The organism is Azospirillum sp. TSH100 (assembly GCF_004923295.1).
Classification (GTDB): Bacteria; Pseudomonadota; Alphaproteobacteria; order Azospirillales; family Azospirillaceae; genus Azospirillum.
Genome location: NZ_CP039637.1, coordinates 581,372 through 607,196 on the forward strand (window position 1 = coordinate 581,372; position 25,825 = coordinate 607,196).

Genomic DNA, 25,825 nt, shown 5'->3' on the forward strand with positions numbered 1-25,825 from the left:
CAACGCTCTCCGGACATCATACGGTGGCCTTCACGATGCCGAGCTGCCCGTCTTCCATGTGCAGGTGCACGTCGGCGGCATCGAAATACTTGTCGTCATGGGTGATCGCCAGGACGGTCACGCCTGCCGCCCGCAGGCGCGGCAGAATGACATGGTAGAATTTCTCGCGGAAATGGGGGTCCTGGTCGGCCGCCCATTCGTCGAAGACGCAGATCGGCCGCTTCTCCAGCACCGACGCGATCAGCGCCAGCCGCTTGCGCTGCCCGCCCGACAGCTTGACCGTGCTGAAGCGCCTGCCGCGCAGGCTGGACTTGTGGCTCATCTCCAGCAGGTCGAACAGGGCCTCGGCCTCGGCCTGATCGACCTCCGGCGTGCCATACAGCTCGGCGAACAGGTGGTTGTCGGAGAAGATGACGGAGAACAGGTTGCGGTAGGCCGGGAGATTCGCCGGGCCGATCGGGGTGTCGTCCACGAACAGCCCGCCCTCCGCGGCCGGGTAGAGGCCGATCAGCAACCGGACGAAGGTGGTCTTGCCCGACCCGTTGCCGCCGGTGATGAACACCACCCGGCCGCGCTCGATCGTCAGGTCGATCGGACCGACGCCGAAGGCCAGATCACCGGAGGGTGCGCGATGGCAAAAGCGGAGACCGCGCAGCACGATGCGGCGGAAGTCACGGAAGCGGTCCGGGCTGGCGTCTGTCCCGTCGCGCTCCACGTCGATGGTGGAGAGCTTGTCCTCCAGCGCCAGCACGGCCTCAGCGGCACTGTTGGCGCTGGCAAAGATGGGCAGGCTGCCGACGACGTTCGACACCGGGCCGATCATGAACAGGCTGGCGGTCGTCGTCATCACCACCACCTCCACATAAGTCGGGCTGACGCTCGGCACCACGAAGACCATGATGCCGGTCAGCAGGAAGAAGGTCACCTGCGACGTCACGAAGTCGGTGGCGTAGAGCGTCTGCGTCCTGATCTTCAGCTTCGCCACGTCGGCGGAGACCTGCCGCACCCGCTCGGCGATTTCCTGCGAACGCGCGCTGCTCATCTTCACTTCCTTGAAGCCGTCGAGCATGTCGTTGAAGCCTTCCACCAGCTCGTTCTCGCGGGTGTAGGCGTCGCGCAGGTGCTGCTTCACCTCGCCCGAGCGCGACATGTGGATGGCCGCTCCCAGCGCCGTGAACACCGCCGACAGCACGAAGGCCGTCGTGGAGAGCGCCAGCATGTAGGTCATGGTGAACAGCACCAAAACGGCCGACTGCACGCCGATAACGATGTTGGGCGCGGCCTGCGAGAGGATTTGCGTCTCGCGGCTGATGCCGGCGTAGATCTCCGACCGGCCGATCTCCTCGATGTCAAGGAACTCGGCATGGCGGGCGCGGTCCAGCAGGCGTACGCGCAGGCGGTGGATCATCTCCTCCACCTGTTCGCAGACCTCCACCATCAGCCGCTTCTGGGTCAGCACGAAGATGCCGATGGCCAGCCCGAACAGCAGCAGGTTGCGCAGGTTGGCGTCCTGGTTGGTGACGTTGCGCGCCGCCACGTTGATCACCGCCAGCACGGCGGCATTCGCCACGCCGGAGATGGCGGCGAGGACCAGGAAGCGGAGCCGCAGAATGTTCGCGTCGCGCTGGAAAAGTTCAACGAGTTTCATGCCGACCGCATTCTCCGGGGAAACACGCCCCTCCTTCTTTGCCAAGCGGGGAAGGAGGGGACACGCGAAGCGGGAGGGATGGAGCGTCCATCAATTTTCAGTCGGCATACAGCAGATTGTCGAGATCGTCGAGGGACAGACCCTTGTAGGTGAAGTCCGACGGCGTGGTCTCCGACCCGTCGCGCGACAGGCAGTGGGCGGCGATCCCGGCCAGCGCGTCGAGATAGGCCCGCAGCAGGCCATCCGCCGTCTCCTGGCCGAGGGACGTGTGGTAATCCAGGTTCACGGTCAGCACCCCGTCCACCACCATGCCCAGGAAATCCAGCGCGTGCGGACGCGGCGTGCGCGGGCTGAGCGAGGAGCCCGGCGTGTTCCAGTCCACCTCGAACCGGCCGCCTTCCATGCCGCCTGCCATGTTTCCCAGGAAGTTGAAGCCGATCTGGCCGTCCACCGGGGGCAACCCCGGCCCGCCGGCCTGCCGGGTCAGCAGGCCATAGCTCCAGCCGCGGTCGGGCACCTGCCGCAGCGCCTCCTTCACCCGCTTGACGGTTGCGCCGGTGTCCTCGCCTTCGCCCCCGTCCAGCAGGAACGGATAATGGGTGGTGAACCAGCCGACCGTGCGCGTCACGTCCGGTTGCAGAGGCGTCGTGCCTTCGGCGAAGGGCCATTCGCGGCCGTGCGATTCCAGCGTCACCAGGGTGCGCCGCCGGCCCAGGCGCCGCCGCAGCGCCATCGCCAGACCGCTCAGCAGCAGGTCGTCGGTGCGCGTGTTGTAAGCACGGTGCGCCGGGCCGAGCAGGCCGGCGGTGGTGTCGCGGTCCAGCGTGCCGGAAATGCTCGCCATATCGGCCACGCTGGCCTGCTCAACCCGCGCAACGGCCAGCGGCTCGACCGGTGGCAGCTGGCGCCAGTAGGTCAACCGGGTCGTCCAGTCCATGCCGGCGGCCAGGGCCGCCAGCGCTTCGGCATGGTCGCGGTAGGAAGCGGTCTTTTCAGGCAGGTCCGGCTTGCGGCCGGCCAGAGCCGCTTCGTAGGCGGCCTGGAAATCCTCCAGCAGGATGCCCCAGGACACACTGTCCACCACCAGATGATGCGCGACCAGCAGCAGCCGGTCGGTGGTGGAGCCATGCGCAAGCAGCGCCGCCAGCAGCGGACCGCGGCCCAGGTCGAAGCCGGCGTGCAGCCGCTCGGCCGCCGTCTCCAGATCCCCAGCTTCGTCGTTGCCGGGAGTGAGAATCTCCAGCGACGGTTCGCCGTCGGCCGGGCGCAGGATTTGGCGCGGCACCGGACCGTCCTGATCGAAGGTGGCGCGCAGCGCGTCGTGCTGCGTCCACAGCGCCTTCAGCGCGGCGCGCACGGCGCCGGCGTCGATGCCGCCGGGGGCTTTCAGCAGGACCGCCTGGTTGAAGTGATGCGGGGCGGCGTCCATGCTTTCGAAGAACCATTGCTGGATCGGCGACAGCGGCACCGGGCCGGTGACCGGTCCCTGCTCCGCCCGGACCTTCAGCGGCTTCACCACGGCCGCGAGTTGCGCCACGGTCGGATTCTGGAAGACGTCGCGGATTTCCGCCCCCAGCCCCTGCCGACGCAGGCGCGAGACGATCTGGATGGCGCGGATGGAATCGCCGCCGAGCGCGAAGAAGTCGTCGTCTACGCCGATGTCGGCACGTTCCAGCGTTGCCCGCCAAGCGGCAAGCACCAGTTCCTCCACGGGAGTTTCCGCATCGCGCGCCGTTGCCGCGGCGGGAGCCATGGCGGGGGCGGGCAGGGCGGCGCGGTCAACCTTGCCGTTCACGGTCACCGGCAGCGCATCCAGCGCGATCAGGTAGGCGGGGATGGCGTGGCCGGGGAGCTGCCGGGCGAGGTGGTTGCGCACCACCACCGGGGTCACGGTCTCCAGCCGCGGCACGGCCGCCCCGGCGAACAGCCGCTCATAGAAGGGTGTGGTACGGAAGCCGCTGCCGAAATGCGGGCTAGCGCAGTGGAAGGGCACGTCGTCGGCGCCTTGCCGCTCGATCCGGCCGGTCACGGTGAAGTCCGGATTGAGGCCGTTGTCGCACAGCGTGCGCGCAATGGTGAGGCGCAGCCGGTCGCCCGGCCGGACCTGCACACCCGCGAGGTCGATGGGCAGATAGACGGGCAGCCAGCTTCCGGGGTTGTCGAGGATGTCCACCACATGGTCGGCATCCACATGCAGTTGCAGCCAGATCAGCAGGCCGGTGACGGGGCCGGCGCGCTCCACCGTCAGGCACTCCTCGTGCGCGGCCTCCAGCGGAACGACGGTGGTATGGTCCAGATCCTCGAAGGTGCCGGCAGTGGACAGGATGGCATCGCGCGGCAGGTTCTTCACGCACAGGCGCAGGTCGAAAGGCCGGCCGACCTCGGCGAAGATCCGCTCCACATAATGCGCGGCGATGTCGGAGAAGCCGTAGGCGAAGCTGCCCTCCGGCAGGCTGACCGCGGCGATGCGGGTCAGGCTGCGCTGCGGCAGCATGTTCGCCGGATCCTTCAGGAAGCGGCGGGCGCCGTTGATGATCTTGGCGGCACCCTCCGACCCGCCGATGGCGCCGACGATCTCGGAGATGCAGTAATCGACCGGCTCCGGCAGCCCGATACGCAGGGCGTCGCCGTGGATCACCTCGATCCGGTCGGACAGGCCCAGCCGCACGACCGTCTCGCGCGCCTTGCGCGCCGTGCTCTCCAGCAGGTCAATGGCGTAGACCTTGTGCGCCCCCGCCTCCAGCGCCAGGCGCGACAGGATGGCGAAGGGGCCGGTGCCGATGTCCACCACCGTCTTGCCCGGCAGATGGCGGGCGAAGGCATCGCGGTAGCGGCGGTTGCGCCCCTCGTCCGTTGCCATGCTCGAATAGGCGACGTCGTCATAGACGAAGAACTCCGCCACCGACGGCCACAGCTCCACCCGCTGTTCCGGGCAGAAATAGCCGGCCAGCGCCGTCGAGCCGTCGGCACGCGTCACCGTGACGACGGTGGCGTCGCGCACGCCGGGCACGCCGCGCAGCGCCTCCTCCACCTCGCCCATCTCGATGCGGTGGCCGGAGACCTTGACCTGGTCGTCGGTGCGGCCGAGGAAGTCCACCGTCCCGTCCGCCAGCCAGCAGGCCATGTCGCCGGTGCGGTACAGCCGCTCGCCCGTGCGCGGGTGGCTCAGGAAGCGCGCCGCCGTCTGCGCCTCGTCGCCCTGATAGCCGCGGGCAAGGCCCGCCCCGCCCAGGAACAGTTCGCCGGGAACGCCGACCGGCACCGGCTCCAGCATCGCATCGAGGATGTGCAAGGTCGTGTTGGGCAGCGGTCGGCCGATCGGCAGGCGCGGACGCGCCGCGTCCTCCCCCGTCACCCGGTGCACCGTGGCGCAAACCGAGGATTCGGTCGGGCCGTAGGCGTTGTAGGCGCGCAAGCTGCGGGCATAATGCGCGAGGTCGGCGACCGGGGCCGCCTCGCCCGCCGTGATCAGCACCTTCAGGCCGGGCAGCGGGGCACGCTCCAGTGCGCGCAGGTAGGTGGGCGGCAGGGTCACACAGCTGGTTCCGGTGGACGTTATGAAGTCCAGGAAGCGCGGCGTGGATTCGATCACCGCAAGGTTGGGCAGCACGACGGCCCCCCCGGCGAACAGCGCCATGAAGATGTTGGCCAACGACGCGTCGAAGGAGGGTGAAGCGAACTGCAGCACCCGGTCTTCGGCGCCCAGGTCGAAAGCGGCGATCTGGCCCAGCGACATGTTCACGAAGCCGGCATGTTCGACCATCACCGCCTTGGGCTGGCCGGTGGAGCCGGAGGTGAAGATGATGTAGGCAACGTCGCCCGGCGCCGAGCGGTCGGCCAAAACCGGCCCGGTCTGTTCCAGAATCGGGGAGACGGCCACGGACGGCGGGCCGCCGGCGGGCAGACGGGCCGAATCCTCCGCCCGGTCGACCAGCACCAGCGTGCAGCCGGCGCGCTCCAGCATGGCGGACAGGCGGGCCGCCGGGTAGCCGGGGTCGAGCGGCACATAGACGGCACCCGCCTTCATGATCGCCAGCATTGCCACCACGGATTCGATGGAGCGGTTGGCGAGAACGGCCACGCGGTCTTGCGGCGCCACGCCGTGGCGGTCTGTCAGCGCGGCGGCCAGCCGGCCGCTTGCCGCCTCCAGGGCCGCGTGGTCGAGTTCGCGTCCCTCCTCCACCAGTGCCGGGCGCTTCGGGTGGTGGGCGGCGATTTCGGCGGCGAGGCCGGGTATGGTGAGCGGCCGGCGCTCCACCACCGGGCCGGCGGCGAAGCCGTCGATCGACGCACGCTCCTCGCCGGGCAGCAGCGTCAGCGCCTGGATCGGCGTGCGCGGGTCAAGCACCGCGGCGTGCGCCAGTTCGGCGAAGTGGGCACAGGTGCGGGCGATGCGGGCGCCGTCGAACAGGTCGAGATTGTAGTTGAGGTCGAGGACCAGTTCCCCCGCCTCCGTCTGGAAGTGGAAGACGAGGTCGTAGCGGCTGAAGTCCCAGGCGTTCTCGCAGCCAAAGGGGCGCACGGCGACACCGTCCAGGGTCAGCTCCACGCCATCGAAGGTCTGCGCCACCACCATCACGTCGAAGACCGGCGACCGGCTCATGTCGCGTTGCAGGTCCAGTTCGCCGATCAGGGCATCGAAGGGATAGCCCTGGTGGGCCACGCCGTCGTCCACCGTGGCCTTGACGGCGGCCAGGAGGCTTTTGAACGGGGCGGCCGGATCGACGGTGTCGCGCAGCGCCATCACGTTGGCGTAGTAGCCGATCTGCCCGCCCAGGTCCGGATGTGCCCGCCCGGCCGCCGGGCTGCCGACGATGATGTCGCGCTGGCCGGTGTAGCGGTGCAGCAGCACCTTGGTCAGGGCGGTCAGCGTGACGAACAGGGTGACGCCGTGGGCCTCCGCCAGCGCCTGGATCCGCGCCGTCAGATCGGCGCCCAGGCGCAGGCGACGGGTGGTGCCGTTGAAGGTCTGCACCGGAGGGCGCGGCCGGTCGGAGGGCAGGTCGAGAACCGGCAGGGCGCCGGCGAAGCGCTCCGTCCAATAGCGGCGGTCGGCGTCGAGCGCGCCACCAGCCAACCGCTTGGCCTGCCAAGCCGTGGCGTCGCGCATCTGGAGCGGCAGCGGCGGCAGCGCAGCGTCCTGTCCGCTACGGCCGGCGACATAGGCGGCGGCCAGTTCGCGCACCAGCACGCCCAGCGACCACACGTCGCTGACGATGTGGTGGATGTTGAACAGGAAGACGTGGCGTGGCGCGGCGTCTGCCCCGTTGGCCGCCGCATCGGACAGGCGCAGCAGCGAGGCGCGCAGCAGCGGCCCGGCCTCCAGATCGAAGACATGGGCGAGGTTGCCGGCGGCCAGCCGGTGCGCCTCCGCCTCCGGATCGGCGTGGCGGCGCAGATCGACGGTCTCCAGCCGCCAGGGCAGATCGGCGTGGACCACCTGCCTGACGTCGGCGCCGTCTTCGCGGAAAGTGGTGCGCAGCGCTTCATGGCGGCGGATCAGTGTGCGGAAAGCCTCCTCCAGCGCCGCGGAGTCCACGGTACCGGTCAACTCGAAGGACTCGGCCAGATTGTAGGCGGTGGGCGCGATGCCCATGCGGTCCAACCGCCACAACCGCGCCTGGGCCGGGGAGGCGGGATAGCTGTCGGCGTCCGCCACGCACGGGATCGCGGTCGTCCCACCGTCAGCAGTCCTGCCGTCTGCCTTGGCACGGTCAACGTGGGCGGCGAGCGCACGGATGGTGTTGTCGGCGAAGAAGTCCTTCAGCGGGATTTCCACCCCGCAATCCTGGTAGATGCGCAGCACGGCGCGGATGGCGCGCAGGGAATCGCCGCCGAACTCGTGGAAGCGGGTGGTGACGCCCACCCTGGCGATGCCGAACAGCTCGCTCCAGACGGCGGCGAGTTTCCGTTCCGTCTCGGTCTCCGGGGCGGTGAAGCCATCCTCTCCGTAGAACAGCTCCTCCGGCCTCGGCAGCGCCTTGCGGTTGACCTTGCCGCTGATGGTCATCGGGATTTCGCGCAACCCCACGAAGACGTGCGGCTGCATGTTGGCCGGCAGGATGCGGTCCAGATCCGCCCGCAGCGCGTCGGCCGCCAGCGGCTCCGCCTCACCATCCGCCCGCACGTAATAGCCGACGAGAAGCGGACGCTGGTCGGCGCCGGTCTGCACCGCGCACACCGCCTGGGCCACGCCGGCTGCCTGCCGCAGCGCCGCCTCGATCTCCGCCAGCTCGATGCGGATGCCGTTGATCTTCACCTGATTGTCAAGCCTGCCCAGGCATTCCACGCCGCCGTCCGACAGATAGCGGCCGAGGTCGCCGGTCTTGTAGATGACCTCCGGCTTGTCGGGGGTCAGCGGATTCTGGATGAAGGCGGCGGCCGTCAGTTCCGGATCCCCGAGATAGCCCAGCGAGCGGTAGGGCGTGCGGATGTGGATCTCGCCGATCTCGCCCGGCTTGCACAGCCGCCCGTTGCCCAGGATCAGCACCGCCGTGTTGGGCAGCGGCTGACCGATCGGCAGGACGCGGCGCAGGTCGTCAGGCAGCGCGCCGACGCGGTGGAACAGCTTGGCCAGCGTCGTTTCGGACGGGCCGTAGAGGTTGACCACCTCCGTCGCCGTGCCGGCCGCGGCGCGCCATGCCGCCACGTCGGCGCCAAGCAGCGGTTCGCCCGCCACCAGCAGATGGCGCAGGGCCGGGAAGGGAGGTGAGGCGGGCGCGCGGTGTTCCAGTTCACGGACGATCAGGCGCAGCAGCGTCGGCACGCAATGCATCAGGGTGAGGCGGCTGGCGGCGATCCAGTCGACCAGCCGGTGCGGCAGCATGCGCAGCTCCGGCTCCGGCACGCACAGGGTTCCGCCGGCCATCAGCGGCACCAGCACGTCGCGCAGGCTGACGTCGAAGGTTATCGGCGCCAGCCAGGAGCAGCGCGTGCCTTCGTCAAGCGCGAACTCCCCCATCTCCCAGCGCAGGAAGTGGCTCAGGCCGCGCTGCTGACCCAGGATGGCCTTGGGCGCCCCGGTCGAACCCGAGGTGAACATGACGTAACAGCCATCGCCCGGCCCCACGGCAATGCCGGGATTGGTTTCCGGCTGGCCTTCCGGTTCGGCCGGCACCACCGCGAGGTGGCACCCGATGGCGGCGAGGCGCGCGTCGAGGGTCGGGCGGTGCGCGGCGCCGGTCACCACATGGGCGCAGCCCGCCTTCTCCAGATAGGCGGCGAGGCGGCGTTCCGGCAGATCGGGCGGCAGCGGCAGGAAGACCGCGCCGGCCTTGCCGGTGCCCAGCAGGGCGGCGACATAGTCGATGCCGGGTTCCAGGAACAGGCCGACGATGGCGTTCCGGCCGGGCTCCACCCCCGCTGCCTTCAGCGCGTGGGCGATGCGGTTGGCGCGGCGGTTCAGCGCGTCGTAGCCGATGCACCCCTCTGCACATTCGACGGCGACGGCGTCGGGGCGGGTTTCGGCCTGGAACTCGAACTGTTCGAAATACGCTTGGCGCTGCATCGCTGTGCCCCGTTCAGGAAAAAGCCGGCAGCTCGAACGTGTCGAGCAGGATGCCGAAGGTGAGCACGACCATCAGGAGGTCGTCTTCAAAGGTCTGGTTCAGGTCGCGGCCCGGCTGGCGGTACAGCCGCTTCAGGTGTTCCACGGTATCGGGGTTGAAGTATCCGTCGCGGCGGATGCGCTCCTGGGACAGCAGCTCCTCGACCAGCGGGATGTTCTGCCGCAGCAGCACGGCGCTGCTGGGGGCGACGAAGCTGAACTTCTGCCGGTCGACGATCTCCGCCGGCAGATAGCGGCGGGCCAGCCGCTTCAGCAGGTGCTTCTCCTCGCCGTCCCGCACCATCAGGGACGGGGGGATGCGCCGCGCCACATCGATCACGTTCACGTCGAGGAACGGGTAGCGCGCCTCGACGGAGTTGGCGAAGGCGACGCGGTCGCCGTGGTCGGCCAGCAGGTGGTCGGCCATGCGCAGCTTGAAGTCGAGGTAGGAGCGTTTGTGGAACGGGTGCCGCCCGGCCAGCCGGCGCACGTCCACCGGCGCGCCGTTCAGGCAGTCGAAGCCGGCAAACCGCTTCGCCACCGCCTGGGAATAGAGCGCCTGCCGGGTCTCCGCGGCGGCGCGGTAGTTCTTCTCGTAGAGGAAGCCGGGGTCGCCCCACAGCCGCTCGCGCAGTTGCGCCTCCAGCAACGCGTCGAGGTCGGTGGGATCCGCCTCCTCCTGCGCGCGGTGCACGTCCAGCCGGTAGCCGACATAGCCGCCGAACAGCTCGTCCGCCCCTTCACCCGTCAGCACCACCTTCATGTCCTGGTCGCGCACCATGCGTGAGAGGATCAGCGAGCAGGCGTTGTAGGATTCGCGCAGCGGCGCCTCTGCATGGCGCACGATGTTGGTCAGGTGGGCGTGGATCTGCTCCGGCCCGACCACCGTCTCGTGGTGCAGGGTGCCAAGACGGCGCGCCATCAGGCGCTGGTGCGCGCTTTCGTCGATGCGGCGGTCCTGGAAGGTGATGGAGAAGGTGTGGCGCTGCACGTCCGGTGTCAGCTCCGCCACCAGTGCCGCGATCAGCGAGCTGTCGAGCCCGCCACTGAGATAGCCGCCGACCGGGACGTCGGCTTGAAGGCGGTAGCGCACGGCCTGACGCAGGGCGGCATCCAGCTCCTCTACGCACTCCTCGGCGGAGCGGCTGTCGTCGATCTCCGCGGCGGTGGGGTAATCGAGGTCCCAATAGGTAATGCGTCGGCGCTGCCCGTCGCCGTCCACCACCAGCACGGTGCCGGGTGGCAGGCTCTCCACACCGGCGAACAGGGTGCGCGGGCTGACGGGGCCGGGGAAGGTCAGGATCTGGTCGAGCCCGGTCAGGTCCACCCGCCGCGGCACGTCGGGGTGGCGCAGCAGCGCCTTGATCTCCGACCCGAAGGCCAGACCGCCGTCCACCTCGGCATGGAACAGCGGCGCGATGCCGACATGGTCGCGGCCAAGAACGAGCCGGCGTCGTGTCAGGTCATAGACGGCGAAGGCGAACTGACCATTCATGCGCGCCGCGAACTCCGGCCCGTATTCCTGGTACAGCGCCGGCAGGACTTCGGTGTCGGAGCGGGTACGGAAGCGGTGCCCGCGCTGTTCCAACTCCGCCCGCAATTCCCGATGATTGTAGATCTCGCCGTTGCAGACCGACACCACGGTGCCGTCGGTGCTGAAGACCGGCTGGTTGCCCGATACGAGATCGACGATCGACAGCCGGCGGAAGCCCAACCCGACGCCCGGCGCCTGGAAGAATCCTTCGTCGTCCGGGCCGCGGTGGCGCAGCGCGTCGGCCATGGCGGCCAATCGCCGGCGCCCTTCGGACTCGGCAAGGGTGGGACCGATGAAACCGAGAATCCCGCACATGGCTCACCACGCATCCATCAGTTCGTCGTCGGCACTGCCGGTCAGCAGGAGCGCCGGCGCCATTGCGCCGGACGCCGCCGTCAGCCCCGCCATATCGCCCAGTTCCGCCAGCGTGGCGGAGGGCACGTCCACGGCGGCGCGGGCAAGATCAACGAACTGCCCGGCCAGTCGCCCGGCGGTGTCGCGGTCGAACAGATCGGCGGCATATTCCAGAGCCAGTTCGATTTCCGACCGGTCCTCGAACATGTAGTTCAGGTCGTACTTGGCGCTGACGCTGACATCGCGGATCGGCGCCGTCACGGCGCCGGGCAGGGACAGGCGCAGCGGCTCGTTGTTCTGTAGAATGAGCAGAACGTCGAACAGCGGCTGGCGTCCGGCTTCGCGCGGCGGGTTCAACTCCTCCACCAGCCGGTCGAAGGGGTAGGCCTGATGCGTGAAGGCGTCGAGCGCCATGGCATGCTCCGCCGCCAGCAGCCCGTCGAAGGGCATGTCCGTCGGCACCGCCACGCGCAGCGCCAGCAGATTCAGATGGAAGCCGATCAGCCCTTCCAGCTCCACCAGGGCGCGCCCGGCCACCGGCGTTCCGACAACGATGTCGGTGTCGCCCGACAGCAGGTGCATCTGCGCGCGCACCAGCGCCGCCAGAACGACAAACAGCGTGGTGTCGTGACGGCGCGCCAGGGCGTTGATCCCGGCGGTGAGCGCGGTGTCCAACGTCACATTGACGATGGCGCCGGCGCCGCTCGCCCGCTCCGGCCGCGGCCGGTCGGTGGGCAGGGCCAGCGCCGGAGCGCCGTCCTCGAACAGGCCCAGCCAGAAGCGACGTGCCTCGGCCAGCGCCGGTCCGGCCGCCTGCGCGATCTGCCACGCCGCATAGTCGCGGTACTGGATCGCCAGCGGGGCGAGACCCGCGGCGGCGAGCAGTGCGGCACCGGTGCGGCCCGGGTGGTCCAGGGCGGCGCGGTACAGCGCCTCCAGGTCACGCAGCATCACCGTCACCGACCAGCCGTCCGAGACGATGTGATGCATGTTGAGCACCAGCCCGAAGTGCCGTGCGTCGTCCTTCGTGGCGGCCAACTCCAGCACCCGCACGCGCAGCAGCGGCCCGGTGCCGAGGTCGAAGACGTGGCGCAGCTCAGCCCTCAGCGCCGCGTCGACGGCTTCGGCCGGGTCGGCGGTGCGGCGGTCCTCCATCTCAAGGACGAAGCCGTGCGCCGGCGGGTCGATCACCTGACGGGTCTCGCCGTGGCGGGTGATGAAGCGGGTGCGCAGAACCTCATGCCGCTCCACCAGGGCGGCGAAGGCGTGCGCCAGCGCGTCCGGCCGCAGCCTGCCGGTCACCGTGAAGCCGCCGACCATGTTGTAGGCGACGGAGTCCGGCTCCATCGATTGCAGCAGGCACATGCGCCGCTGCGCGAAGGACAGCGGGAAGCCAACGGCCGGATCGGCCGGCGCCGGGGCGGGCGCGATGCGGCCCATCCCTTCCGTGTCCGGCCCTTCCCTGTCCGGCGCCTCCGGTGCGCGGCTGTCCAGCAGATCGGCCAGTATGGCGAGATTTTGCGCACTGAAGAAATCCTTCAGCGACAGCGGGCGCTTCAACCGGTCGCGCAGGCGCACCACCGCCTGATTGGCCTTCAGGCTGTGTCCGCCCAACTCGAAGAAATTGTCCTCCGGTCCGGCGCGGTCGATGCCCAGAACCTCGCACCAGACGGCGGCGACGGCCTTCTGGGTCGGCGTGCGCAGCGCCGCAACGGTCCCGTCACCGCCCAGGACCCGTCCGCCGGAATCCAGCAGCAGGCGGCGATCGATCTTGCCGTTGCCGGTCAGCGGGATGTGGTCAACGCACAGGAAGCGTGACGGAACCATGTAATCCGGCAGCTTGTCGGACAGGTGGCGGAAGATCGCCTCGCGCGACAGCTCGGCCCCGGGCTTGGTCACGAGGTAGGCGGTCAGGCTGTCGCCGCTGGCACCGTTGCCGGCCTCATCCCCATCCGGCAGCACCACTGCGCTGTGCAGCGCCGGATGGGTGAGGAGCTGGCGTTCGATCTCTCCCAGCTCGATGCGGAAGCCGCGGATCTTCACCTGATGGTCCAGCCGGCCGAGATAGACCAGCTCGCCCCCGGCCGTCATGCGGCCGAGGTCGCCGGAGCGGTAGAGGCGCCCGCAGGAATTGGGGCCGGAAAGTTCCGGATGGGTGACGAAGCGTTCGGCCGTCAGGTCCGGCCGGTTCAGGTAGCCGCGCGCCACGCCATGCCCGGTAACGCAGATCTCGCCGGGCACGCCCGGTGGCAGCAGACGCATCTCCGGGTCCAGCAGCAGGATGCCATAGGACGGCAGCGGCCCGCCGATGACGCTTTGCCCGTCCGCGATCTCGGCCATGCCGATGGGTTTGAAGGTGACGTGCACCGTCGTTTCGGTGATGCCGTACATGTTGACGAGCCGGGTGGCCGGGTGCCTGCGATGCCACTCCGCCAGCTTGGCGGGCTGCAGCGCCTCGCCGCCGAAGATCACCTCGCGCAGGGCGAGCGGCAGATCAGGACGGGCCAGGGCGGCGTCGGCCAGATTGTAGAAGGCGGTCGGCGTCTGGTTCAGCACGGTGACCCGCTCACGCGACAGCAGCAGGGCGAAGGCAGCGGACTCCTGCGCCACGACATGCGGAACCACCACCAGCCGGCCGCCGGAGAGCAGCGCCCCGTACATCTCCCACACCGAGAAGTCGAAACAGGGGGAATGGAACAGGGTCCACACGTCGTCGGGGGTGAAGGTGAAGGGCAGGCCGTCGTGGAACATCAGCTGCACGACGTTGCGGTGCTCGATCATCACGCCCTTGGGCCGCCCGGTGGAGCCGGAGGTGTAGATGATGTAGGCGAGGTTCTCCGGCCGCGCGGCAGGGGCGGGGTTGTCCTCCGACCCGTCCTCCAGCCGATCCACCACCAACAGGGGGCGGCCGAAGCGGCCGGCGGCGGCGGCGGCGGCGTGCGCGGCGTCGGTGACGATGACGCCGAGGCCGGAATCCTCCACCATGAAGCGCAAGCGGTCGGCCGGATAGTCCGGATCCATCGGCACATAGGCGCCGCCGGCCTTGAGCACGCCCAGGAACGCCACCGGCAGCACCGCGCTGCGGTCGAGATAGACGCCGACCAGCCCATCCGGCGCGACGCCGGCCGCGCGCAGGCGGTACGCAAGTCGGTTCGCCCAACGGTTGAGGGCGTCGTAGCTCAGATCGCGGTCGCCGTCGCTGACCGCGGTACGGTCGGCATGGGTCGCCGCCGCCGCCTCGAAGGCGGCGTGCAAGGTAAGGTGGCGCGGGTAGCCTGCCACCGCTCCGGCGCGGGCGATCAGGGCCGCGCGCTCCTCCGCAGTCATCAGGTCCAGCTCGTCCAGCGGCGTATCGGGCGCCTCCATTGCCTGTGCGACCAGCCGATGGAAGCGCACGAGGATGCGTTCGGCGGTGGCGTCGTCGAACAGGTCGCGGTTGTAGACGAGGGTGAGGCCCAGTGCGTCGCCCTCCGGCCGCACCGTCAGCACCAGATCATACTTGCCCCAACCCAGGCCGGTGTCGGCGATTCGCCCGCCCTCGGGTGCGCGGGCCATGCCCTCATCGTAATGGAACAGCACGTCGAACAGCGCCGTGCGACTCATGTCGTTCTTCGGCTTGATCGCCAGCACGACATGATCGAAGGGCATGCCGGCGTGCGTCGCCGCCGCAGTCCGCCGCTCCGCCGACTGGCGGACCAGTGCGGAAAAGGCAGGAGCGGCGTCGATGTCGGTGCGCAGCGTCAACAGGTTGGCATGGGGGCCGGCGGGCAGAAGGCTGGCGGGCTCGAATGGCTCGCCGATCACCACGTCGGCCTGACCGGTCAGGCGGTGCAGCAGCCCTTGGAAGGCGGCTCGCATCACGTCGGCACGTCCCACTCCCAGCCGGGCCGCCAGCGACGCGGCAGCACCGGCCATCGCGCCGTCGAGGTGGCCGGCGACGCGCCCGGCGGTGTAGGTGTGGATGGCCGGCCGCGGCCGGTCGGTCGGCAGCACCAGCGCGGTCAGGCCCGCCAGCGCCCTGTGCCAATAGGCGGTGTCGGCCTCACGGTCACCAGCCGGTTCCGGCAGGGCGGCGGGCAGTTCCGGCATCGCCGCCGCAGGGTCGGCATAAAGTGCGGCCAACTCGTCCATCAAGCGGTAGAGCGTCCATTTGTCGGCCACCGCATGGTGGGCGGTGAGCGACAGGAACGCGGCGCCACCATCCTCCACGCACAGGGTGGCACGGGCCAACGGGGCGCTGGACAGATCGAAGGACTCCCGGCTCACCTCCTCCACGGCGGCGAGCCCCCCGCCGGTGGGTGCTGCGATGCGGGAGAGCGGCAGGTCCGCCACCGCCGCGATGCGCAGCACCGGGCGGTCGCCCTCCGTCGTCAGCGCCGTGCGCAGGGCCGGATGCCGCTGCACCAGTTGCGCCAGTGCCGCGGACAGCCGGGCGGCGTCCGGTTCGCTCTCCAGCCGTGCAACGACCGGCATGTTGTAATAGGTCGGCCCGGCGGGGTAGAGGACGCCGCGCTCGAACCGATCGACGAACCACAGCCGCTCCTGATGCGGAGTAGGCTCCGCCACCGCCTCTGCCGCAACCTCCGCACCATCGCGGAGATCGGCAAGCGGCCGGTCGGGCTCGGCGGCAGCGGCGGTCAGCAGGGCGCCCAAGCCGGCCATCAGACGTTCGATCGGGGCGCGGTCGAACAGATTGGTGTTGTAGGCCGCTTTCACATCGATGCCGTCGGCATGGTCGGTGACGTAGAGCGTCAGGTCGAACTGCGCGGTGGCGGTGTCGATCTCCTCCAATGCGAAGCCGCTGCCGTCGAGGATGCCACGGATTTCCTCGCGGTCATCCATCACCAGCACGATCTCGAACAGCGGATTGCGCGCCGGGTCGCGCGGCACGCCCACCGCCTCGACGATGCGGTCGAACGGGGTGTCGCCGTGCTCCACCGACTCCAGCATGGCGGTGCGCACGCGGCCGAGCAGGTTGGCGAAGCCCGCCGCCGGGTCGACGGTGGCGCGCAGCGGCAGGGTGTTGACGAAGAAGCCGATGGCGTCGGCGAGCGCGGGGTGGTCACGGCCTGCCTCGACGCTGCCGATCAGCAGGTCGGTGCGGCCGGTCACCCGGTGCAGCAGGGCGCAGAGCCCCGCCGCCACCGCCATGAAGGGGCTGGCCCCCTGCGCCGCTGCCTGCGCGCGCAGCGCCGCGACGGTGGCAGCCGGCACGGTCACGTGGACCTGATCGCCGTCGTAGGTCTTGACCGCCGGGCGGGGTTGGGCAAAGGGCAACTCCAGCCGCGCCGGGAGGTCGGCCAGCCGGTCGCGCCAGAAGGGCAGATGCGCGTCGAGCCGCGTCGCCTGCCATCCGGCGAAGTCGCGGTATTGCAGGGGCAGGTCCGGAAGGGCCGCCGGCGTTCCGCCGCTCTCGGCCTCGTAGAGGGCCAGCAGGTCGCGCACGAACACGCCGACCGACCAGACGTCACCGATGGCGTGGTGCAGCACGGCGGTGATCCAGGCTCCGCCGGCTTCAACCGACACCAGGGCCACCCGCCACAGCGGCGCGCGTGCAAGATCGAAGGGCAGGGCGGTGACGGCACGGGCGCGCTCGCGGGCGGTCCCGGTGTCGGGCACCGTCTCCACGGACAGTTCCGGCACCAGCGACGCTGCGATCTCCTGCCGCGGCAGCCCGTCGCGCTCGATCAGGGCGGTGCGCAGGCTCTCGTGGCGGGCGGTGAGCGTTGCAAGTGCACGGCGCAGCGCCGCCTCGTCCACCGCACCGTTGGCAATCAGAGCAAAGCCGATGTTGTAGGCGATCAGCCCGGGGTCCATCTGCTCCAGCATCCAAAGCCGCGCCTGCGCGTTGGAGGGGGCATGGTCGGGCGCGTCGGGCAGGCGCGGGATGGCGTCCGGCTCCGTCCCGGCGGCCGCCAGCGCCGCCGCCAGCCCGGCGACGGTCGGCGCCTCGAAGAAGCCGCGCAACGAGACGGCGCGGCCGAATTCCCGACCGATGCGCGTCAGGACGGTCAACGCCTTCAGGCTGTGGCCGCCGAGGTCGAAGAAGCTTTCTGTCACGCCCGGGTGCGGGACGCCCAGCACGTCGGCCCAGATGTCGGCTATGCGAGCCTCATCCGGCGTGCGCGGGGCCACGACCTCGCGGCCGCGCACCCGTTCGGCACGGCAGGCGCGCAGGGCGGCCGTGTCCGGCGTGCCGTCGGCGGTGCGGGGAAGGGCGGGAAGGGCGGCGAAAACGTCCGGCACGTGGTCGACCGGCAGGCGGGCGCGCAGGAAGGCCGCCAGAACCCCGGCCGGCACGGCTTCCGCCCCGGCGGTGAAGGCGGTCAGTCCACCCGGTTCGGCCAGCACCAGCGCCTCGCGCACCGCCGGATGTTCGGCGAGTGCGCCGTCCACCGCGCGCAGGTCGATCCAGCCGCGCGGCCCCCGCAGCAGCCGGTCGGCCGGTCCGAGCAGGTCCACCGTGCCGTCCGCACGCAGGCGCCCCAGCTCTTCGGCCGACTTCCAGCGGCCGTCGGCGCCCCGCCGCTCGACAGCGGCGATGGTGCCGATGGCGGCCGGCACATCGAAACCGTCCACAGTGCGCAGCGCAGTGGCCGCCGCTTGTGCCGCCCGGTCCCCGGCCGACAGCGGCAGGTCGCGAAGGGCCGTTGCGGGGGCGGCGCAGGCGCCGTCGAGCAGGGCGACGAAAGAGTCGAACCAGCGTGCGGCGGTATCGGAACCAGCCACGACACCGTCATGGTCGAAGTCGAACAGCGCCTCGCCGTTTAGCTCCATCACGTTGAGGAACAGGTCCATCTTCGGGTGGCGCACCGGCGGCGAGATCCAGCCGAGGTCCAGCCCGTCGAAGCCGACCTGCACCCCGCGGTCGACGTTGAACAGCACGTTCACCGTCGGGGCCGGCCCATCCGGTTCACGGCGGAACAGCCGGCGCACATCCCGCTGCGCCACCGTCAGCTCCGCTTTCACACGCCGGAGCAGTGCCGCGAACGGCTCCGCCGGGTCAAGCGTCAACGCGAGCGGCATGACCGCAGAGGCCTGTCCGACCATCTGCGGCATGTTGGATTCCGTGTGGCCGGCGACCGGCAGACCGATGGTGAAGCGCCGCTGGTCGGCCAGCCGGCCCAGCAGCAGGGCATAGCCGGCGAGAAGCACCATGACGGGGCTGACCCCCTCGGCCCGCGCCAGCGCCTTGACGCGGCCATACAGTCCGGACAGGTCACGGCGGTGGATGCGCCCACCGCGGAAGGACGGCGTGGCCGTGTTCGGCACCTCGCGCGGCAACAGCACCGGCGGCGCCGGCTCGATTGCCGCCGGGAGCGGGGCGGGGGGCAGGGCGGCGCTCCAGGCCACGAAATCGGCGAAGCGCTGCGGCGCCGGCAGCGCCGGCAGCTGTTTGGCGCGGGCGGCGGCGTAGAGGGCCGACAGTTCGGACACCAGCAGGCCCAGCGACCAGCCGTCGGCGACGATGTGGTGCACGGTCAGCGCCAACACATGCCTGTCGTCGGCGCTCCCCAGCGGGGGGACGCGTTCCAGCAGGGCGGCGCGCAGCGGCGGTCCGGCCGCGAGGTCGAAGGGGGTATCCAGATCCTCCGCCAGCCAGGCGGCAACCGCCGCGTCGCTGTCGGCGACGGCGTGGACGGGCAGGGAGAGCGGAGCGGGCGGAGCCGCGCGCCACGTCTCGCCGTCCAGCCCGATGGTGCGCAGCGTGTCGTGCCGTGCCACCAGGGCGTCCAGCGCCTTTTGCAGCGCCGCGCGGTCGAGCGGTCCGCGCAGGTCCACGGCCACCATCTCGTTGTAGGCCAGCGTCGCCTCGCGCCGGGCCTGGAGCAGGAACCACATCTCCTGCTGGCCACGCGCCATCGGCTGCGGTTCCGTGTCCGCCGAACGCTTCCCGCCGCCCCCATTGCCGCCGCCCGGCGGCAGCCAGCCGCCCTCGCGCATCTCCTGCACGCCGCGGCGGACCGCATCGATGATGAAGGCGATGTCGGCGTCGCTGTGCGCGGTGGACAGGAAGCAGTTGCGCCCCTCCCACACGAAGACGCCGTTCTTCAGCAGGTGGTAGTTGAGGATCTCCGTATCGGCCGCGAAGTCGAAGCGGAACAGCGAGCCGAAATGGACGGTGCGGATGGGCACCTCCTCCGCCTCGAAGAAGGCGTTCAGTTCCGCCACCATCGCCGCGGTGCGGGCGTTCAGCGTCTCCTGCAACTGCGGGCCGGCGGCCTTCAGGTGCAGCAGCATGGCTTCCGCCGCCGCCATGGTCAGCGGGTGGCTGTTGAACGTGCCGGCGACGAAGGCGGTGCGGGCGCGGGGCACGCTGTCGTCGCCATACCGCCAGTCGCCGCCGTCCACCGCGTCCATGAAGCGGCGGCTGCCGGCGACCACGCCGATGGGCATGCCGCCGCCGACGATCTTGCCGTAGGTGCAGATGTCGGCGGTCACGCCGAAATAGCGCTGGGCGCCGCCGGGATGGATGCGGAAGCCCATGATCATCTCGTCGAAGATCAGGGCGATGTCCTTCTCCGCGGTCAGGGAGCGCAGCTCGCGCACGAACTCGACCGGCTGCACGACGAGGTCTCGGCTCTGCACCGGCTCGACCAGAACGGCGGCCAGCTCTCCGGCGTGGCGTCGGATGACCTCCAGCGCTTCCGGATCGCCGTAGCGCAGCACAAGGACGTCATCCACCATGCGCTGCGGCGTGCCGTCGGTCACCGGCATGGTGGTCACGCGCTGCCCGTCCGCCCAGCCCACTGCCAGCACACCGTCGAAGGTGCCGTGGTAGGAGTTCACGAACAGCACGATCTTCGGGCGTCCGGTCACCGCGCGGGCCAGCCGGACGGCCACCATCACCGCCTCGCTGCCGGTGGAGAAGAAGGCGACGCGCTCCATCCCCGTCATCTCGCGGATCAGGCGCGCCACGGTGCCGGCCTTGGGCGTCTGCGGGCCGAGCGGAGCGCCCGTCGCCAGTTCCGCCGCCACCGCTTCGCGCACGAAGGACGGGTTGTGGCCCACCAGCGTGACGCCGAAGCCCATGGTGATGTCCACGTAGCGATGGCCATCCACATCCCAGACGTAAGGGCCGTCGGCGCGCTCGACATGGAGCGGATAGGTCAGCTCCTTCCACTCCGGCCGGAAGCCGATGACGGCGCGCGGGTTGGCGTAGACGTCGCGATGGCGGGCGGCATGCTCCTTGGAGCCCCGGGTGCGTTCGTTGTAGGCGGCGGCGAGTCGGCGGATGTGCGCGTGCTGCGCCTCCCCCCATCCCTCGCGCTTGCCGGGCAACCGCTTGAAGAGGCCCTTGATCTCCGGTGCCGGTGCCGTCCCGGCGGGAGCGTGGGCCTGCATGGGAGCGGGCGCAGGCGGGGATGAGGTGGGAAGGGCAGCCCCCTGGAGAACGGCGAGCTGCTGCTGGAAGAGCGCCCCCATGGCGTCGATCTGCTTGGCGAGCAGCGCCTCCACACCGTTGCCGGCGACGACGGCGGCCGGGGGCGAGGGCGGGGTGGCCGCAGCCGGCGGGGGAGCCGCAGGCACGGGCAGGCGGGCGTCCAGCAGGGCACTCAGATCGTCGAGCGTGCTGCCATGCTCCAGGATTTCGGCGAGCGGCAGTTCGACGCCGTACTCGCGGCCCAGCGCCTGCTGCAACTGGACGATCAGCAACGAATCCAGACCCAGGCTGAACCAGTTGGCTGAGGGCTCGATGTCCGACGGGGCCAGACCGGCGATGCCGCGCAGGATGCCGCGGATGCTGTCGGCGATGCCTGCACGACGCGGCGGACCGGATGCGGAAACCGCAGGTATGGGGGTGGAAACCGGGACTGCGTCGGGAACGGCAACCGGAACGGCCGGCACCCCGGCATTGGTGCGGACGGTGGGCAGCAAGCGGGTCTGACCTTGGAAGGGGTAAATGGGGGCGGTGGCGCGGCGACCGGGGCGGGTGGCGAAGACCGCCGGCCAGGACACCGGCGCGCCCATCTCGAACAGCCGGCCGATAGTCTCGTCGAGGCGCAGCTCGGGATCCGGTCCGCCGGAGCAGGCCAGCCATGGCGCCTCAGGCAGGCAGGCCGCGGCAAGCGATCCCAGGCTGGGCCGGGCGCCCAGTTCGACGAACACGGTGCCGGCATCCAGGGGCACGCCTTGCAGCGCATCATGGAAGCGCACCGGCGCGCGGGCGTGCCGCACCCAATAGGCGGGGTCTGACAGCAGGCCGGGAGCGGCGCGATGGCCGGTGACGGTGGAATGGACGGGCAGCCGGGGCTCGGTCAGCCGCAGGCCGCGCATGACCGCCTCCATGTCCGCCAGCATCGGCTCCATCAGCGGCGAATGGAAAGCGTGGGAGACGTCCAGACGGGTGACGCGCACCCCCTCCCCGCGCAGCAGGGCCATCGCCTGCTCCACCGCCTCATGCGTGCCCGACAGGGTGAGGCTCTCCGGTCCGTTGACGGCGGCGACGGCGATGGTGCCGGAGACACGGGCCAGGACGGATTCGGCCTTCGCCGCGCCACAGGCGGCGGCGGCCATGGCGCCGGTGGGCAGCGCCTGCATCAGCGTTCCCCGCCGCGCCGCGACGGTCAGCGCGGACTCGGCATCGAACACCCCGGCCACGGCGGCGGCGGCGATCTCGCCCACCGAATGGCCGAGCACGGCGGCCGGGACGATCCCCCAGCTGCGCAGCAGATCGGCCAGCGCGATGCCGAAGGCGACGACGGCCGGCTGCGTCACGGCGGTGGAAGCCAGATCCTCCGACGTGCCGTCGAACATCAGCTCGGTCAGCGGACGCGGCAACTGGCCCCGCAGCACCCGCTCGGCGCGGTGCAGGGAATCGCGGAAGGCCGGCTCGCGCTCGAACAGGCCGCGCCCAGCCCCGGCCTGTTGCGACCCTTGGCCGGAGAAGGCGAAGACGATGCGCGGCACAGCATTGGCCGGTTCGCGCCCTTGCGGGATGGCGGCGGCCAGCCGCCCGGCCACCGCTTCGGCGCTGCGGCCGGCGACGGACAGGCGGTAGGGGAAGGCGGCCCGGCCGCAGGCCGCGGTGTGGGCGAGATCGTGCAGCAGCCTGTCATCCGCACTCTGCAGTGCCACCGCATAGCAATGGGCCAGGGCCACGAGGTCGGCCTCCGTACGGGCGGACAGGGGAAGCAGCGCCGGTGCGGTGGCAACGACGTCCGCCGCCGGCGAGGCCGGAGCGGCCTCCAGCACGACATGCACGTTGGTGCCACTCATGCCGAAGGCGCTGACGCCGGCGCGGCGCGGGCGTCCGTCCCCGCTGTCCGTCCAGGGGCAGGCGGCGTCGAGGGCGCGCACCGGGATCGAGGCCCAGGGAATCATCGGGTTGGGCGTCCGCAGGTGAAGGGAGGCGGGCAGGGTGCCGCGCTCCAGCGCCAGGATCGCCTTGCACAGGGCGGCGATGCCGGCGGCGGCCTCCAGATGGCCGATGTTGCTCTTGGCCGAGCCGATCAGAAGCGGCCGGTCGGCCGGGCGCCCGTCACCATAGACGGCGGCCAGCGCCATCACCTCCACCGGATCGCCCAGCGGGGTGCCGGTGCCGTGCGCCTCGACATAGTCCACGCCGTCAGGCGCCACCCCGGCGTCGGCCAGCGCCGCGCGCAGCACCGCCTGCTGGGCGCTGCCGCTGGGGGCGGTCAGGCCGTTCGAGGCGCCGTCATGGTTCATGGCGCTGCCGCGGATCACACCCAGCACGCGGTCCCCGTCACGCAGGGCGTCGTCCAGCCGCTTCAGCACCACCGCGGCGCAGCCCTCGCCGCGGGCATAGCCGTCGGCCGCGGCGTCGAAGCTCTTGCAGTGGCCGTCGGGCGACAGCGCGTTCATGCGCGACAGGACGACCTGCATCTCCGGACTCAGCAGCAGGTTGACGCCGCTGGCCAAGGCCAGATCGCATTCGTCGCCGCGCAGCGACCGCACCGCCAGATGAACCGCCGCCAGGGAGGAGGAACAGGCGGTGTCCACCGCCAGATTCGGCCCCTCGAACCCATAGAAGAAGGACAGCCGGCCGGACGCGACGCTGGTGGCGCTGCCGGTGAAGGCATACGGGCCGATGTCGGACAGCGCGCCGGTGCGCGCCTGCGCCTGCACATAGTCCGCCCCGCTGATCCCGGTGAACACGCCCGTGCGCGAGCCCTTCAGCCGCGTCGGATCGATACCGGCATGTTCGAACGCTTGCCAGCTCACCGTCAGCAGCAGGCGCTGCTGCGGGTCGAGCGCCTCCGCCTCCACCGGCGTCATGTTGAAGAAGCGCGCATCGAAGCGGTCGAGCCCGCTGAGGTAGCCGCCACGGTCGGTGGTCGCCGCGCCATTGAGCGCCGCCGGCCAGCGGTCGTCCGGGAACGGCCCGGTGGCGTCGACGCCCCGGCGCAGCAGGTCCCAGAACGCGTCCGGAGTCTCCGCCCCGCCCGGCAGCCGGCAGCCCATGCCGACCACGGCGATGGCGTCGCGGACAGCCGTGGGCTCTTTTCGCGCCGCGGGGACCGACTCGGGGAGAAGGGTCACCGGCACCTCTTCGTCGGCTGCAACGGGGCGTTCCTCGTGCAGCAGGCGGTCGGCCAGGGCGGCGAGGGTCGGATGGTCGAACATCACCGTGACCGGCAGGGCCAGACCGAGGGCGCGGTTGATGCGGTTCAGAAACTCCACCAGCCGCAGCGAGGTGAAACCGGCGTCCATCAGTGCGCTGTCGGTCCCGACCGGACCGGCCGGGGTGATGCGCGTGGCCTCCGCCGCCAGCGCGGCCAGAAGGGCGGCCCGGTCACCGGCCGTCCAGGCGTCGCGCAACGCGACGCCGCGCGAGGCCGACAGGCGGTGCAGAGTGGCGATCTGCTCGTCGAACGCGCCGGCCTTGAAACGCTCCACCAGATGGAAACGCTGCACCTTGCCGCTGGTGGTCTTGGGGATTTTCGGCACGGCAAGGCAGAAATCGACGGAGACGCCGATCTTCTGGACCACCCGGTCCCCCACCTGCTCCGCCAGCGGGATCAGGGACTCCAGGCTCTTGCGGTGAAGCAGGCACAGCGCCAGTCCCTCGCGCTCCTCCCCCGGCATCGGGACCGAGCAGGCGAGCACCATGTTGAGGTCCAGGCCGGGCACCTCGGCGGCCACCCGTTCGATGTCCTGCGGGTAGTAGTTGACGCCGTTGAGGATGATCACATCCTTGCGCCGGCCGGTGATGACCAGACGCCCGCCGCGCAGGTAGCCGAGGTCGCCGGTGTCGAGCCAGCCGTCCTCCGACATCACGGCGCGCGTTGCTTCGGGGTTGTTGTAATAGCCGCGCATCACGCTCGGCCCGCTGATCTGGATTCTGCCCACCGTCCCGTCCGGGCAGGGCGTGCCGTCCAGGGCGGCGATGCGCACCCCTGCCGTCGCCACCGGCGTGCCGACATCGGCGAAGACGATCCGCTCCAGGCTGGAGGCGTCGTCGTTCGGTTGCACCCGCAGGCCGGGCGATACGGTGCCACGGTCCACCGCGTGCGACGACAGGCCGGCGCCCACCGGCGTCATGCTGACGATCAGCGTACCTTCGGCCAGCCCGTAGGACGGCATCATGGCGCCCGGCGCAAAGCCGTAGGGGGCCATCGCCGCCTGGAACTCCTCGATCAGGTCGCAGGCGATCGGCTCGGCGCCGTTGATAACCGCGCGCACGCAGCCGAGGTCCCAGTCCGGCGGGTTGGCCGGGTCGAAGCGCTTCAGCAGATGGCGGTAGGAGTAGTTGGGGCCGCCCAGCAGGGTGGCGCGGAAGTCCGAGGTCTTCTGCATCCACACCAGCGGGTTACGGATGAACAGCTTGGTCGGGATCAGGCAGTGGTCGAGTCCGCAGACCACCGGCAGGATATGGAAGCAGATGATGCCGAAGTCGTGCGTCAGCGGCATCCAGTTGAGCAGCCGCGCGTCGCACCCCGACGGCCCCATGTGATGCATGATCGCCCGCACATTGGCGATCAGGTTGGCGTGCGCCAGGGTCACGCCCTTCGGCTTGCCGGTCGAGCCGGAAGAGAACTGGATCATCGCAACATCGTCGGGCGTGACCGGCACCGGGTCGGCGAGCCGGCCTCCCACCTCCGCCCCGGCCATGGCCAGAACCCGTCCGGCCATGCGCGTCAGTATTTCCGCCCCGTGCCCGCCGGCCGTGGCTGCCGCAGCGGCCAGCCGGTCCTCCAGCGCCTGATCAGAGAGCAGCCACGGGCCGTTCAGCACGCCCAGCACATTGAGAATCTTCAGCGCACCCTCGTCATTGGTCGGCGTCGACACCGGCACCGCAATGATCCGTCCGAGGATGCAAGCCCAGAAGACGGCGGTAAACAACTCCAGGTCGTCGGTGACCAGGACGATCTCGTCCCCTTCCCGCACGCCGCGGTCCTGCAGCAATCCCAGCCACCGGCGCGCCCGTTCCAGCAGGGCGGAGTAGGGCAGTTGCCGCTCCTCCCTGCTCGACAGCACGTAGGTGAGCCCGCGGCAGGTATCGGCGCTTGTCGCCAGCGAGGCGGTGAGGGTGGCGCCGAGCGGAACGACCGCGGCTGCCGTCAGAAAGGAATTCTTTTCGGAAATATTGCGGTCAGTCATCGGAGCTGCGGGGCTGGGGTTGGAGCGCAGCGTACCTTGCATACGCTGAGATGCATCAATCTACATATAGGAATATGCGAGAAAAAATCTGTCATAATCATTGTATCTTTTCATGCGCAGCAGCAAACCCACACCGCTGCATGCAATTTTTTGCAGTATACCCTCATGCGTTCTCCGG

General features: G+C 70.3%; 4 protein-coding genes. All 4 read right to left on the bottom strand.

From position 1 onward, the window contains the following. Positions 1-16: 16 nt before the first annotated feature. Positions 17-1,648 carry a cyclic peptide export ABC transporter gene (locus E6C72_RS24125; protein WP_109084105.1) on the bottom strand — a complete coding sequence of 544 codons (1,632 nt, stop codon included), beginning with the start codon at positions 1,646-1,648 and terminating at the stop codon, positions 17-19. Positions 1,649-1,745: 97 nt separating this feature from the next. After that, positions 1,746-9,155, bottom strand: coding sequence for a non-ribosomal peptide synthetase (locus E6C72_RS24130; protein ID WP_109084104.1), 7,410 nt, complete (start codon positions 9,153-9,155; stop codon positions 1,746-1,748). Between the two features lie 13 nt (positions 9,156-9,168). After that, a complete protein-coding gene (asnB, locus tag E6C72_RS24135) occupies positions 9,169-11,043 on the bottom strand; it encodes an asparagine synthase (glutamine-hydrolyzing) (RefSeq protein ID WP_109084103.1) in 1,875 nt (624 codons plus the stop codon). Between the two features lie 3 nt (positions 11,044-11,046). Then, entirely contained in the window at positions 11,047-25,647 is a 14,601-nt protein-coding gene (locus E6C72_RS24140) for a non-ribosomal peptide synthetase/type I polyketide synthase (protein ID WP_158280106.1), read from the bottom strand. Positions 25,648-25,825 lie beyond the last annotated feature (178 nt).

Bases quoted from the DNA above. Each gene is read 5' to 3' on its own strand.
- E6C72_RS24140 (WP_158280106.1), bottom strand. From the start codon at position 25,647: ATGACTGACCGCAATATTTCCGAAAAGAATTCCTTTCTGACGGCAGCC.
- asnB (WP_109084103.1), bottom strand. From the start codon at position 11,043: ATGTGCGGGATTCTCGGTTTCATCGGTCCCACCCTTGCCGAGTCCGAA.
- E6C72_RS24130 (WP_109084104.1), bottom strand. From the start codon at position 9,155: ATGCAGCGCCAAGCGTATTTCGAACAGTTCGAGTTCCAGGCCGAAACC.
- E6C72_RS24125 (WP_109084105.1), bottom strand. From the start codon at position 1,648: ATGAAACTCGTTGAACTTTTCCAGCGCGACGCGAACATTCTGCGGCTC.